This window comes from Variovorax sp. UMC13 (assembly GCF_014170375.1).
Classification (GTDB): Bacteria; Pseudomonadota; Gammaproteobacteria; order Burkholderiales; family Burkholderiaceae_C; genus Variovorax.
This window is the reverse complement of sequence record NZ_LZZW01000016.1, coordinates 83,533-95,940: the sequence shown is the minus strand read 5'-3', so window position 1 is coordinate 95,940 and position 12,408 is coordinate 83,533. Positions and strand designations below refer to the sequence as shown.

The window sequence follows — 12,408 nt, the reverse complement described above, 5'->3', positions numbered from 1 at the left end:
CGCCGGCTCAGGCCGCCGTGCGCGGCGCGCCCAGGATGGCCGAGACCTTGTCGGCGGCGCTCTTCAAGGCGTCGACCGTCGCAGGGTTGGCCTGGGCCGGCAGGAAATGGATCGAGCCCACGATGGCCAGCGCGCCGAAGAGCTCGCCGCCGCTGTGGAAGATCGGCGCCGCCAGCGCGTTCACGCCCATGAACACCTCCTCGGGTGCCTCGGCCCAGCGGCGCTTGCGCACGATGTCGATCTCGGCGCGCAGGCGGTCCGCGTCGACGATCGTGTGCGGCGTGGCGGCCGCCAGCGGATGGGTCAGCAGGCGCTCCAGCAGCGCCGGGGCGCCGAAGGCCAACACGATCTTGCCCTGCGCCACGGTGTGCAGCTTGTACTCGGTGCCCGAGCTCAGCAGGATCTCGAGCTGGCTGTGCCCGCGCACCAGGTCGAGCACGACCACGTGGTTGTCGGTGAAGGTGGTGATGACGATGGTCTGCCCCACCTGGTCGCGCAGCTCCTCCATGACCGGGCGTGCCAGGCTGACCACGTCGAACTGCCGCACCAGCTTCTGGCCCAGCAGGAACAGCCGCCAGCCCACGCTGTAGCGGCTGCTGCGGGCGTTCTGGATCACATAGCCCTCCTGGCGCAGCGAGCTCAGGTGCCGGTGCACCCGCGCCTTGGGCATGCCGAGCCGCTCGGCCAGCTGCGTCACGCCCAGTTCGGCATTGGCCTCGGCCATCACCTCGAGGATGCGCAGCGAGATGACGGAGGTCGACGAGCTGGTGTTGTCCTGCGGCCCTTCCTCCCGGGTCCCTTCGTCCGTTCCGGTGAGGGGGGCGGGGAGGGCGGCGGGCAGGGAAGAGGGGTTCGATGGCATAGGAGAGGTCAGTCGTGTCGTGGGGCGCCGGGGCGCTCGAGCCGCAGGAAGCGCTCTGCGTACACATGGTACTTCTGGGTGTTGGGCTGGACGGCGTCCTCCGGCCGCACGAAGCGGATCGAGCTGCGCCCGCGGCAGGCCTGCGGGAGGATAAAGCAGCGGATGAAGGTGGTCGCGCTGGCCCGGGTGGTGGGCGCCAGCACCGGGGCATGGCCCAGCTCGAACCAGGCGTCGCCTGGCCCGTGGACCTGCGTCGTGCCCTGGGTCTCGATGGTGATCTCGCCGTCGAGGCAGCAGCGGATGCCCGGCCCCTGGTGGACGTGGGTCAGCGCCACGCCGCCGGGCGGAAAGGCCACGCGGTCGCAGCGCATGAGCCAGTCGAAGCCGCTGTCCAGTTCGATCGCCTGCTCCAGCTTGCAGACCGAGCGCGTGGCCGGTGCGGAGCGCAGGGTGCCCGGCTGCGCCGTGTCGTGCGGCACCAGCTCCCAGCGCCAGAGCACCACCTCCGAATCGCCGGCCAGCAGCGCGAGCGCGTCGTCGCCGACCCAGGCCGTGTCGTGCACCACGTGCTGCGCGCCGGTGGCGAACTCGATGGCGAGCTGGCCCTCGACCACATAGATCGCCCGCGAGAGGGCGGGCAGGTAGACCGGGGCGTGGTGGGCGGGGATGCGGTCTTCCAGAAGGCGCAGCTTGAATCGATGCATGGGAACTCCAAGGTTTGAAGCTTGAAGTATCGATAAACGAGACACGTATGTCTATTAATGGTTAATACTGAGATGAAATCTCTTGGATCTTTCTAAGATTCGTTCTTCGATACGAATGTATCTTTCATGAAGACGCGTGGCTGCAGCGTTTGCGGCCCTCCAGGAGACTTCCCATGAGCATGGCGACCGCCGGTACCGACCCGGCAACGACGACAACCCCGAACGCGCGCTGGTACGTGGGGCGCAGCAAGGCGCAGTGGCAGACCTTCGGCTCCGCCTATGTGGGCTGGATGCTGGACATCATGGATCTGATGCTGTTCGCGATGATGATCAAGTACATCAGCGCCGACCTGGCCTTCGACAAGGGCGTGGCGGGGCTGATCGCCTCGATGACGCTGCTGGCGACCGCGGTCGGCGGCCTGGTCTTCGGCTTCCTGGCGGACCGCCTGGGCCGCACCCGCTCGATGGTGCTGAGCATCCTGTGCTATTCGCTCGGCACCGCGCTGTGCGGCTTCTCGCAGACCGTGACGCAGCTGCTGATCTTCCGTTTCATCCTCGGCCTGGGGGTGGGCGGCGAGTGGTCGGCGGGCGCGACGCTGATCACCGAGACCTGGCCGGCCGAGCACCGCGGCAAGGTGATGGCCTGGGTGCAGAGCGCGTTCGCGCTGGGCTACGCGCTGGCGGCGCTGGTCGCGGCGCTGGTGCTGCCGTACTTCGGCTGGCGCTGGGCCTTCGCGGTCGGCCTGCTGCCGGCGCTGTTCGCGTTCTGGGTGCGGCGCCACACGCCGGAATCCTCGATCTGGCTGGAGCAGAAGCGGCGCCTGTCGGTGGGCGAGACCTTCGCGGTGCTGTTCGGGAACCACCTGCGGCCCACGCTGGTGTGCCTGGCGTTCACCTCGGCGGCGATGTGCGGCTACTGGGGGCTGTTCACCTGGGTGCCGACCTACCTCGCGACGCCGGTGGCGCAGGGCGGGCCGGGCTTCGACCTGCTCAAGTCGACCACCTGGATCGTCGTGATGCAGGCCGGCGCGGCCCTGGGCTTCATCGTCTTCGGCTACTTCGCCGACGCCATCGGCCGCCGGCGCTCCTTCATCCTGTTCTTCCTGGCCTCGGCGGTGGCGGTGCCGCTCTACGTGGCGATCACCTCGCCGACGCTGCTGCTGCTGTTCGGCCCGGTCGTGGCCTTCTTCGGCACCGGCTTCTACAGCGGCTTCGCGCCGACCTTCGCCGAGCTGTTCCCGACGCAGGTCCGCGCCACGGCGCAGGGCTTCATCTACAACACCGGCCGTGCCACCAGCGCGCTGGCACCGGCCGCGGTCGGCTTCCTCTCGCAGGGCAACGGCGTGAGCAGCGCGCTGGCCGCCACCGCCGGCTTCTTCGCCCTCGCCGCGGTGATCGTGTTCTTCTTCGTGCCCGAGACGAAGAGCGAGGCGCTGCGCTGAGGCGCCGGCCCTGGACCGAAGGCCGGCGCGGTCTCAGGCCAGGGAGGCGAAGGTGGCCTCGATCGCCGTCAGCAGGCGGTCGGCATTCGCTTCGGAAAAAACCAGCGGCGGGCGGATCTTGAGCGTGTTCGCATGGAAGCCGGTGGCCGAGATCAGCACCCGGCGCTCGCGCAAGCCGTTCACCACCGCCGCCGCGGCCGCCGCATCGGGCGCCTTGGTCGCGCGGTCCTTCACCAGTTCCACGCCGATGTAGAGGCCCGCGCCGCGCACGTCGCCGATCACTTCAAAGCGCTGCGCCAGTTCGCGCAGGCCCGACTGGATCAGCTGGCCGACCTGGCGCGCGTTCTCGACCAGCCGCTCGTCGCGAATCACGTCCAGCGTCGCCTGCGCGGCGGCGATGGCCACGGTGTTGCCGCCGAAGGTGTTGAAGTAGCGCATGTCGCTGCCGAAGCCCTGCACCACCTCGGGCGCGACCGCGATGCCCGCCACCGGGAAGCCGTTGCCCATGGGCTTGCCCATGGTCACGATGTCGGGGTCGATGCCGTGGCGCTGGTAGCCCCAGAGCGAATCGCCCATGCGGCCGAAGCCCGACTGCACCTCGTCGGCGATGAACAGGCCGCCGGCCTTTCGAACCACTTCCGCGACGGGGGCCAGCAGGTCGGTCGGGTGCGCATAGATGCCGTCGGAGGAGAAGGCCGAGTCGACGATGAAGGCGGCCACGCCGTCGCCATGGCGTTCCAGGTCCTTGATCTGCAGCGCCACCTGGTCGGCGAACCAGCGGCCCATGTTCTCGTGCGGGATGCGGTAGGAGTCGGGTGCGGGCACCTGGCGCACCCACGTGCCCAGCGGCGAGTTGTCGCCCAGCGAGGGCGAGAAGCCGGCCGTGAGGTGCGAATTGCCGTGGTAGGCCTCGGCCGTGATGATGATGCCGCGCTTGCCGGTGTGGTGCTGCGCGATGCGCAGCGCGAGGTCGTTGGCCTCGGAGCCGGTGCAGGTGAACATCGCATGGCCTTCGCTGCCGAGCCGGCCGCCGAAGGTGCCGAGCAGCTGGTCGGCGTAGTCGAGGATGCCTTCCTGGATGTAGCGTGTGTGGGTGCAGAGCGTCTGCGACTGGCGATGGATGGCGTCGACCACGCGCGGGTGGCAATGGCCGACCGACACCACGTTGTTGTAGGCGTCGAGGTATTCGTTGCCGTCGCGGTCGTAGAGCAGCACGCCCTGGCCGCGCGCGATCTGCACCGGGTTGCGATAGAACAGGCGGTAGGCCGGGCCCAGCAGGCGGATCCGGCGTTCGACCAGGCCGCGCGTGGAGGCGTCGAGTTCGGCCAGGCTCGAGGGATTGAAGGCGTTGACCATCTTGCCGCCGGGCGAGGCGGTACGGGCGTTGGGTGATGTCATGGCGGGCTCTCTGGAGGGGATGGAAGGACGTTGCACGCTTCAGCGCAGCGCGGCGGGCAGCGTGTCGGAAAGGTCGGCCTCGGTGCGCGCGAGGAACCAGTCGAGCTGGGCCCAGCCGGGTTCGGTGTTGCGCAGCAGGTAGGTGGCGTTCTCGGGGAAGCGCTTGGCGCGCCACAGGCTGAGCAGGGCGCGCGCCACGGCCCGGGCCATCGTCAGGTGGGGGATGAGCGCCAGTTCCTCCGGCGTCAGGTCCGCCACGGCGAGGTAGCCGCGCAGCAGGTCGCGGCCGTCGGCGAACAGGTCGGTGTGCACGTGCACGCCCTGGCGCGGCAGCTGGTTGAGCAGGGCGGTCGACACGTCGACCGCCACCGCGGTGCGCACCGCATCGCCGAAGTCGATGATGCCGGTGACGAAGCCCGGCTGGCCCGCGTCGACCACGATGTTCGACTGGCTGAAGTCGTTGTGCAGCACCTGCGTGCGCAGGCGCGCGATGCGCGGCGCCAGGTCCGCCAGCCGCGCCAGGCCGGCCGCCACGCGGCGGTGCTGGTGCGGATCGTCGATGTCGTCGAGCAGCGGGCGCAGGCGTTGCAGGTGGCGCACGTCCCAGGCCAGCACGCGGTCCTGTGCGGGATGCGAGAAGCCGGCGGTGGCATGCCGCAACCGGCCCAGCATGCGGCCCACCTGCGCGCGGTCGGCGGCGCACGAGGCCACGCTGTCGAGCGGCGTGCCCGCCACATAGGACATCAGCCGCACCACGCGCTGCTGGCCGGCCGCGTCGACGAAGGGCGCATGGGGGCGGTGCGCGAGGTCCCGGATCACGCGCGGCACCGGGATGTGCGGATCGGCTCCTTCGATGTGTTCGAGCAGCCGGACCTGGAAGTCGATCTCCGGCACCTCCTCCAGCGGATTGGCGACCTTGAGCACGAAGCGCTCGCCGCCGGGCAGTTCGAGCCTGAAGGTGTCGTCCTTCTCGGTGGCGAAACGGGTCACCTGGCCCTCGAGGCCGTAGCGCTCGCGTGCCAGCGCGATGGCTTCGTCCTCGCGCAGGGCGGTGTAGCTGGCCGCGAGCCCCGCGTCATGGATGGCCGATGCCTCGGCGGCCGGCACGTCGTCCGGCGTGCCCTGACTGAAAGACATGAAGGGTCCTTGGAGAGTGGGAAACGCGCTCGACTATAGCTAAATGGACGATTGTCGACAATAAGGTTAATGTGAGTTTCGCGCCGACAGAAGGCGCTGGAACGCGTGTGTTTGGTGATTTATGAGAGCAGAGATCGCCGATGTGATGACTTTTCACATCCGCATCTTAGGGTTTGTACTGGCATTCAAATCCATCTATTTAGATAGATTGTCGACAATCGTCCTATCACATTCAGCCCACCCATGAGCTCAGACCCCAGACCGACCTTGCATAGAGACACCCGTATCGTTCATGACGACATCGCGGTGCCCGAGGGCTTCGCCTCGCTGTCGCGCCCCACGCACCGGGCCTCGACCATCCTGTCGCCGAACGCGGAAGCCTTCTCGCGCCGGCGCGAGGACTTCTTCCACGGCTACTGGTACGGCCTGTCGGGCACGCCCACCCACTACGCGCTGATGGGCCGGCTGGCCGAACTGGAAGGCGCTTCGCATTGCATGCTGGCGCCCTCGGGGCTGGGGGCGATCAACCTGGTCAACCAGGCCTTCCTGCGCGCCGGCGACCACGTGCTGGTCACCGACTCGGCCTACGGGCCGACGCGCAGCAACCTGGTCGCGCTGATGGGGCGCTACGGCATCGAGGCCGAGTTCTACGACCCCGGGATCGGCGCCGGCATCGCCGCGCTGCTGCGGCCCGCAACCCGGCTCGTCTGGCTGGAGTCGCCCGGCTCGCTGACGATGGAGGTGCAGGACCTGCCCGCGATCGCCGCCGCGGCCCATGCGCACGGCGCGCTGGTCGCCATCGACAACACCTGGGCCACGCCGGTGCATTGCGCGGCGCTGGCACTCGGCGCCGACTTCTCGGTGCAGGCGCTGACCAAGTACATCGGTGGCCATGCGGACCTGCTGATGGGCTCGGTCTGCGTGCGCGACGTGGCGCTCTACGAACAGCTCAAGCTCAGTGCCGACTGGCTGGGCAACAACGTCTCGCCCGACGACTGCAGCCAGGTGCTCAAGGGCCTGCTCACGCTGGGCGTCCGCCTGGAACGCCACGAACGCAACGCCCTGCGCGTCGCGCAGTGGCTGCAGCAGCAGCCGGCCGTGGCCGAGGTGCTCTACCCGGCGCTGCCGGGCAGCGCCGGGCATGCGCTCTGGCAACGCGACTTCACGGGGTCGAGCGGGCTGCTGTCGATCGTGCTCCGGACCGAATCCTGGGCGCAGACCTGCGCCTTCGTCGACCGCTTGCAGTGCTTCGCGATCGGTGCGAGCTGGGGCGGTCCGCAGAGCCTGGTCGGCGTGTACCGCAACGCGGGCGAACGCGCGGTGCCGGGCCGGCACGCGGCGCGGCCGCTGGTGCGCCTGAGCATCGGCCTCGAGTCGGCGGACGACCTGATCGACGACCTGGCGCGCGCCCTGTCGGTCCTTGCACCGTGAGCGCCTCGGGCTCGCATTCCTTCTTTTTCATCTCCTCCCCATTGGCCAGACCATGAACGCAAAGAACCTCGCCGGCACCGTGCTCCTCGCGTGCGCCGCCACGCTGCTGACGCCCGTGCAAGCCCAACCCCTGGGCGGCACGCTGAAGAAGGTCCAGGACCTCGGCACCGTCACGCTGGGCACGCGCAGCGCCTTCGTGCCCTTCAACTACCTCGACGACGACAACAAGCAGGCGGGCTATGCCTGGGAGATCTCGCTGCGCGTGGTCGAGAAGCTCAAGGAGCGGGTCGGCCGCGCCGACCTCAAGGTGCGCCCGATGGAGATGACGCCGCAGACGCGCATTCCCCTGGTCGCGAACCAGACCATCGACCTCGAGTGCAGCGCCACCACGCACAACGCGGAGCGCGAGACGCAGGTGAACTTCTCGACCACCTTCTTCGTGGTCGGCACGCGCATGCTGACGCGCGCCGACGCGGCCATCGCGGACTGGAAGGACCTGGCGAAGAAGAACGTCGCGGTGGGCGCAGGCACCACCAACGAGCGGGTGCTGCGCCAGCTCAACGAAAAGGAAAATCTCGGCATTAACATCGTGCTCGCGCCGGACGTCAACGAAGGCTCCATGAGCGTGGAATCGGGCCGGGCCGTGGCCTACGTGCTCGACGACATCGGCCTGTTCGCAAGCGCGGCGCGTGCGCGCAACCCCGCGAAGTGGAAGATCGTCGGCGAGCCGCTGGGCCGCGAGGCCTACGGCTGCATGATGCGCAAGGGCGATGCCGAGTTCAAGCAGTTCGTCGACGGCGTGATCGTCGGCATGATGAAGAACGGCGAGATGGCCGCGCTGTACGAGAAGTACTTCAACCGGCCGCTGAACGTGCGCAACGGCTTCAGCATGCAGATGCCGATGCAGCCGCTGATCCGCGACGTGTTCGAAAACCCCAGCGACAAAGCGCTCTGAGCATGTTGCAGTACCACTGGGACCTGGGGGTCCTGTTCAAGCCCGCCGTGACCGGCGAGGGCTACTACTGGCAGATGATGGTCAGCGGCCTGGGCTGGACGGTGCTGCTGTCGCTCGCCGCCTGGTCGTTCGCGCTGCTGCTGGGCGCGGCCCTGGGCGTGGCGCGCACGCTGCCCGCGCGCCCGGTGCGCTGGGCCGCCGCCACCTTCGTGCACTGCTTTCGCAACGTGCCGCTGCTGGTGCAGGTCTTCCTCTGGTTCTTCGTGGTGCCCGAGCTGCTGCCCGAGCGGCTGGGCATGGCGATCAAGCAGATCGACCCGACGCTCAACCAGTTCCTCACCCTGCTGGTCGCGCTGTCGCTGTTCACCGCAGCCAAGGCGGCCGAGCTGATCCGCGCCGGCATCGAGTCGACCGCCCGGGGGCAGCAGCAGGCTGCGTTCTCGCTGGGCTTTCCGCTGGGCCTGACCTACCGCGAGATCATCCTGCCGCAGGTGTTCCGCGTGATCCTGCCGCCCCTGACCTCGGACTTCCTCAGCGTGTTCAAGAACTCGGCCGTCGCGCTGACGATCGGGCTCATGGAACTCACCGGCCGGGCTCGGCAGGTCAGCGAGTTCAGCTCGCAGCCCTTCGAGGTCTTCATCGCCGCCACGCTGCTCTACGTGCTGATCTCGCTGGCCGTGATCGCCTTCATGCGCTGGGTCGAACGCCGCGTGCGCGTGCCCGGCTTCCTGGGGACCTGAAACCATGTCATCGATGAACTGGGGCGCGCTCGCCCACGCCTGGCCCTACCTGCTGAACGGCATGGCGACCACCCTCATGCTGACCGCCGTGACCATCGTGCTCGGCATCGCCTTCGGCGCGCTGCTGGCGGTGGCGCGCATGTTCGGCCCGCCGTGGCTGTCGGGCCTGTCGCGGCTCTACGTCGACACGCTGCGCTCGATCCCGCTGCTGCTGACCATCTTCTGGGTCTTCTTCCTGGTGCCGCCGCTGCTGCGCAGCCTCACGGGCAACGACCATCTGGACGTGGGGCCGGTGTATGCCGCCGTCACGGCCTTCGTGCTGGCCGAGGCCGCGTACTTCGCCGAGATCATCCGCGGCGGCATCCGCTCGGTGCGCACCGGCCAGATGGCCGCGGCCACGGCGCTGGGCATGCGCCAGTCGACGGCGCTGCGGCTGATCGTGCTGCCACAGGCCTTCCGCAACATGATGCCGTCGCTGGTCAACCAGTGCATCACGCTGTTCATGGACACCTCGCTGGTGTATGTGATCAGCCTCAACGACTTCCTGGGCGCGGCCTCGAAGGTGGCGCAGCGCGATGGCACGCTGACCGAGGTCTACCTCTTCGTGGCGCTGGTGTACCTCGCGATGTGCTCGCTCGGGGCGGCGCTGGTGCACCTGCTCCAGCGCCGGAACACGGGGCGCGCCTGAGCACTCTCCAAGAAAGGAATCCTTCCATGACAACATCGATGATCGACGCCAGGGCCGTCTCCAAGTGGTACGGCGAATTCCAGGTGCTGGGCGACTGCAGCCTGCAGGTGCAGCTCGGCGAGGTGGTGGTGGTCTGCGGGCCCTCGGGCTCGGGAAAGTCCACCTTGATCAAGACCTTCAACGGGCTCGAGGCCATCCAGCGCGGCCAGATCTTCGTCGGCGGCAAGCCGCTGCACGGCGCGCCGAAGAACCTCGCGGCGGTGCGGGCCGAGGTCGGCATGGTGTTCCAGCATTTCGAGCTCTTTCCCCATCTCAGCGTGCTCGAGAACCTGACCATCGCCCAGGTCAAGGTGCTGCAGCGCCAGCCGGACGACGCGGCCCGCAGCGCCCGCGGCCTGCTCGAGCGCGTGGGCATGCTGAAGTTCGCCCACAAGTATCCAGGCCAGCTCTCGGGCGGCCAGCAGCAGCGCGTGGCGATCGCGCGGGCACTGGCCATGAACCCCAAGGTCATGCTGTTCGACGAGCCCACCTCCGCGCTCGACCCCGAGATGGTCGGCGAGGTGCTCGAGGTCATGATCGACCTGGCGAAGGAAGGCATGACCATGGTCTGCGTGACGCACGAGATGGGCTTCGCGCGCAAGGTCAGCAGCCGCGTGGTCTTCATGGACCAGGGCCGGATCCTGGAAGACTGCCCGACCGACCGCTTCTTCGGCGCCCCCGAGAAGCTGGGGCCGAGAGCGCGTGATTTCCTGGCCAAGGTCCTCCCGCACTGAGCCACCGATTCCATCCACCACACAAGGACAAGCACATGAACCATCTGCAGAATTTCGGTGAACGCCCCCAGTGGCTCACCTTCGATTGCTACGGCACCCTGATCCAGTGGGACGAGGGCCTGGTCGCCGCCGTGCAGCGCATCCTCTCGACCAAGGCCGGCGGGCACGCCGTGTCGACGGCCGAGCTCATCTCGGTGTTCGACCGCCACGAGCACCGGCTGGAAGAGGAGCGCCCACACCGGTCCTTCCGCGAAGTGGCCGGCATGGCGCTGGCGCTGGCGATGGAGGAGCTGGGCCTGCCCTACAGCGCGGCCGACATCGAGGTGCTGACCCGCAGCATCTCGGCGATGCCGCCGTTTCCCGAGGTCGTGCCGGCGCTGCGGCAATTGAAGAATATGGGCTTCAAGCTGTGCATCGTCTCCAACACCGACGACGACATCATCGCGGCAACGTGGCGCAGCTGGGCGGTGCGATCGACCGCGTGATCAGCGCCGAACAGGCCCAGGCCTACAAGCCCAGCCGCCAGATCTTCGAACACGCGCATGCGCAACTGGGCATTCGCAAGGAGGAGGCGCTGCACATCTGCGCCAGCCCGCACCTCGATCTGTGCGCCGCGCGCGACATCGGTTTCAGGTGCGTGTGGATCGACCGGGACACGGCCCGCAGACCGCTCGATGACTATACTCCCGACGCCATCCTGCCCAAGCTGGACCGAGTGCCAGTGCTGTTCAAGCAGCTGGGATGGTGAGTTCCTCTTTCCTGGCTTCGAAGGCCCCATGACGCTCAGCACACTCCGGCCGGTCGCCAAACAGTCGGCCGAAAACCAGGCCACCGACAGCCTGCGCAACTACATCCTCTCGGGCGCGGTCGCACCCGGCGCGCGCCTGACGGAAATCGCGCTGGCCGAACAGATGGGTGTCGCGCGCGCCACGCTGCGCACCGGCCTGCACCGGCTCGCGAGCGAAGGCATCCTGGTGCAGATCCCCTACACCGGATGGCAGGTGGCCGAACTCACGGCGAACGACGTGTGGGAGCTCTGGACCCTGCGCGGCAGCCTCGAGAGCCTGGCCGCCAAGCTGGCCGCGGAGAGCGAGGAGCCCACCGTGCGCGACAGCATCGCGCGCGCCTACGCCCACCTGCTGGCCGCCTGCGCCGAGGGCGACATGCGCAAGATCAGCGAGCAGGACATCGCGCTGCACCGCGCGATCATCGACGGCGCGCGGCACACGCGCCTGCAGCGCCAGTACCAGCTGGTCGAGCAGCAGGTGCGCCTCTACATCATCACCTGCAACACCCAGGTGGCCGACGGCCCGCTCGACATCATCGAGCAGCACCGCCCGCTGGCCGATGCGCTGCTGGCCGGCGACGGCGAGAAGGCCGCGCGCGAGGCCTGGCGGCACAACGAGCAGGAAGGCGAGCGCTTTGCGGCCTGGCTGCGGCAGGCCGCGCCGGCCGACGGGACGGTGCCGGGCTGACCTGACCCGGTCGTTCCTGCACGGGGCGTGCCGGAGAACACCCTGGGGTGTCGCCAATTCGACGGCGCGAACGGGTGTGGGATATATGATGTTCCGTTGCCCCCCGGAGGGGGCGTGAGGTTCCATCCGTGTCCGTCCTGCCCCAGCTCTCCAGCGAAAACCTTTCCTCCCGTGTCTATGGCCGCATCCGCACCGCGCTGATGGACGGCGAGTTCTCGCCCGGCGAGCGACTGCGCATCAAGGACCTGTCGACCCAGCTCGGCACCAGCATCACGCCGGTGCGCGAGGCGATCTTCAAGCTGGTGAGCGAACGCGCGCTGGAGATGCGCGCCGCCACCGCGATCCACGTGCCCACGCTGGGCCCCGATGACCTGCGCCAGATCCAGCTGATGCGCATGGCGCTCGAAGGCGCCGCGGCGGAGCGGGCCTGCATGCTGATGACGGCCGAGGAGCTGGACCGGCTGAGCAAGATCCAGGACGCCTTCGTGGTCGCGGCCTCGACCGATGCGGCGCTGGCCTCCAAGCTCAACACCGACTTCCATTTCGGCCTGCTGCGGGCCGCGCAGATGCCGCTGGTCACCGCGACCGTCGAGAACTTCTGGGTCATGATGGGTCCGCTGCTGCGCACCTTCCACACCGAGATCCCGCGGCGCGAGATCAGCAGCCGCAACCACAAGCACTACCAGGTGCTGCGCGCGCTGCGCAAGCGCGACCCCGAGGCGGCGCGCATCGCCATCCAGGCCGACATCCGCTGGAGCGACGTGATCATCGCCTGGCTCGAAAAACAGAACGCCAGCTGAACG

At 68.5% G+C, this 12,408-nt stretch carries 12 protein-coding genes and 1 pseudogene; 9 read left to right on the top strand and 4 right to left on the bottom strand.

What is annotated here, in order from left to right:
* Positions 1-7: 7 nt before the first annotated feature.
* Both A9977_RS13625 and A9977_RS13620 read right to left on the bottom strand, forming a co-directional pair.
* Positions 8-862, bottom strand: coding sequence for an IclR family transcriptional regulator (locus tag A9977_RS13625; protein ID WP_183025383.1), 855 nt, complete (start codon positions 860-862; stop codon positions 8-10).
* An 8-nt stretch (positions 863-870) separates the two neighbouring features.
* Positions 871-1,566, bottom strand: coding sequence for a cupin domain-containing protein (locus A9977_RS13620; RefSeq protein WP_183025382.1), 696 nt, complete (start codon positions 1,564-1,566; stop codon positions 871-873).
* Positions 1,567-1,739: 173 nt separating this feature from the next.
* On the opposite strand from A9977_RS13620, the gene A9977_RS13615 reads away from it, so the two are divergent.
* Positions 1,740-3,008, top strand: coding sequence for an MFS transporter (locus A9977_RS13615; protein ID WP_259651961.1), 1,269 nt, complete (start codon positions 1,740-1,742; stop codon positions 3,006-3,008).
* Positions 3,009-3,041: 33 nt separating this feature from the next.
* Here A9977_RS13615 and A9977_RS13610 read toward each other — a convergent pair whose 3' ends face one another.
* Both A9977_RS13610 and A9977_RS13605 read right to left on the bottom strand, forming a co-directional pair.
* Positions 3,042-4,364, bottom strand: a complete 1,323-nt coding sequence (locus A9977_RS13610) for an aspartate aminotransferase family protein (protein ID WP_183025514.1) — start codon at positions 4,362-4,364, stop codon at positions 3,042-3,044.
* An 81-nt stretch (positions 4,365-4,445) separates the two neighbouring features.
* Positions 4,446-5,543: a phosphotransferase gene (locus A9977_RS13605; RefSeq protein WP_183025381.1), complete on the bottom strand. Its 1,098-nt coding sequence runs from the start codon at positions 5,541-5,543 to the stop codon at positions 4,446-4,448.
* A 267-nt stretch (positions 5,544-5,810) separates the two neighbouring features.
* Between A9977_RS13605 and metC the strand changes: the two genes are divergently transcribed.
* The 8 genes and pseudogenes from metC to A9977_RS13565 all read left to right on the top strand — a co-directional run bounded on the left by metC (position 5,811) and on the right by A9977_RS13565 (position 12,405).
* Positions 5,811-6,974: a cystathionine beta-lyase gene (metC, locus tag A9977_RS13600; RefSeq protein ID WP_259651960.1), complete on the top strand. Its 1,164-nt coding sequence runs from the start codon at positions 5,811-5,813 to the stop codon at positions 6,972-6,974.
* 52 nt (positions 6,975-7,026) lie between these two features.
* Positions 7,027-7,929, top strand: coding sequence for a transporter substrate-binding domain-containing protein (locus A9977_RS13595; RefSeq protein ID WP_183025379.1), 903 nt, complete (start codon positions 7,027-7,029; stop codon positions 7,927-7,929).
* 2 nt (positions 7,930-7,931) lie between these two features.
* Positions 7,932-8,669, top strand: a complete 738-nt coding sequence (locus A9977_RS13590; RefSeq protein WP_259651959.1) for an amino acid ABC transporter permease — start codon at positions 7,932-7,934, stop codon at positions 8,667-8,669.
* Positions 8,670-8,673: 4 nt separating this feature from the next.
* Positions 8,674-9,357 carry an amino acid ABC transporter permease gene (locus A9977_RS13585; RefSeq protein WP_183025378.1) on the top strand — a complete coding sequence of 228 codons (684 nt, stop codon included), beginning with the start codon at positions 8,674-8,676 and terminating at the stop codon, positions 9,355-9,357.
* Positions 9,358-9,395: 38 nt separating this feature from the next.
* Positions 9,396-10,130, top strand: a complete 735-nt coding sequence (locus A9977_RS13580) for an amino acid ABC transporter ATP-binding protein (RefSeq protein ID WP_183025512.1) — start codon at positions 9,396-9,398, stop codon at positions 10,128-10,130.
* Positions 10,131-10,165: 35 nt separating this feature from the next.
* Positions 10,166-10,878 (top strand): annotated as a pseudogene (locus A9977_RS13575) (haloacid dehalogenase type II).
* A 28-nt stretch (positions 10,879-10,906) separates the two neighbouring features.
* Positions 10,907-11,605: a GntR family transcriptional regulator gene (locus tag A9977_RS13570; RefSeq protein ID WP_183025377.1), complete on the top strand. Its 699-nt coding sequence runs from the start codon at positions 10,907-10,909 to the stop codon at positions 11,603-11,605.
* Between the two features lie 128 nt (positions 11,606-11,733).
* Positions 11,734-12,405 carry a GntR family transcriptional regulator gene (locus A9977_RS13565; RefSeq protein ID WP_183025376.1) on the top strand — a complete coding sequence of 224 codons (672 nt, stop codon included), beginning with the start codon at positions 11,734-11,736 and terminating at the stop codon, positions 12,403-12,405.
* Positions 12,406-12,408: the final 3 nt, after the last annotated feature.

What these genes read in the sequence shown, in the direction of transcription:
- A9977_RS13625 (WP_183025383.1), bottom strand. Translation starts at nt 862, where the DNA reads ATGCCATCGAACCCCTCTTCCCTGCCCGCCGCCCTCCCCGCCCCCCTC.
- A9977_RS13620 (WP_183025382.1), bottom strand. Translation starts at nt 1,566, where the DNA reads ATGCATCGATTCAAGCTGCGCCTTCTGGAAGACCGCATCCCCGCCCAC.
- A9977_RS13615 (WP_259651961.1), top strand. Translation starts at nt 1,740, where the DNA reads ATGAGCATGGCGACCGCCGGTACCGACCCGGCAACGACGACAACCCCG.
- A9977_RS13610 (WP_183025514.1), bottom strand. Translation starts at nt 4,364, where the DNA reads ATGGTCAACGCCTTCAATCCCTCGAGCCTGGCCGAACTCGACGCCTCC.
- A9977_RS13605 (WP_183025381.1), bottom strand. Translation starts at nt 5,543, where the DNA reads ATGTCTTTCAGTCAGGGCACGCCGGACGACGTGCCGGCCGCCGAGGCA.
- A9977_RS13595 (WP_183025379.1), top strand. Translation starts at nt 7,027, where the DNA reads ATGAACGCAAAGAACCTCGCCGGCACCGTGCTCCTCGCGTGCGCCGCC.
- A9977_RS13590 (WP_259651959.1), top strand. Translation starts at nt 7,932, where the DNA reads ATGTTGCAGTACCACTGGGACCTGGGGGTCCTGTTCAAGCCCGCCGTG.
- A9977_RS13585 (WP_183025378.1), top strand. Translation starts at nt 8,674, where the DNA reads ATGTCATCGATGAACTGGGGCGCGCTCGCCCACGCCTGGCCCTACCTG.
- A9977_RS13580 (WP_183025512.1), top strand. Translation starts at nt 9,396, where the DNA reads ATGATCGACGCCAGGGCCGTCTCCAAGTGGTACGGCGAATTCCAGGTG.
- A9977_RS13570 (WP_183025377.1), top strand. Translation starts at nt 10,907, where the DNA reads ATGACGCTCAGCACACTCCGGCCGGTCGCCAAACAGTCGGCCGAAAAC.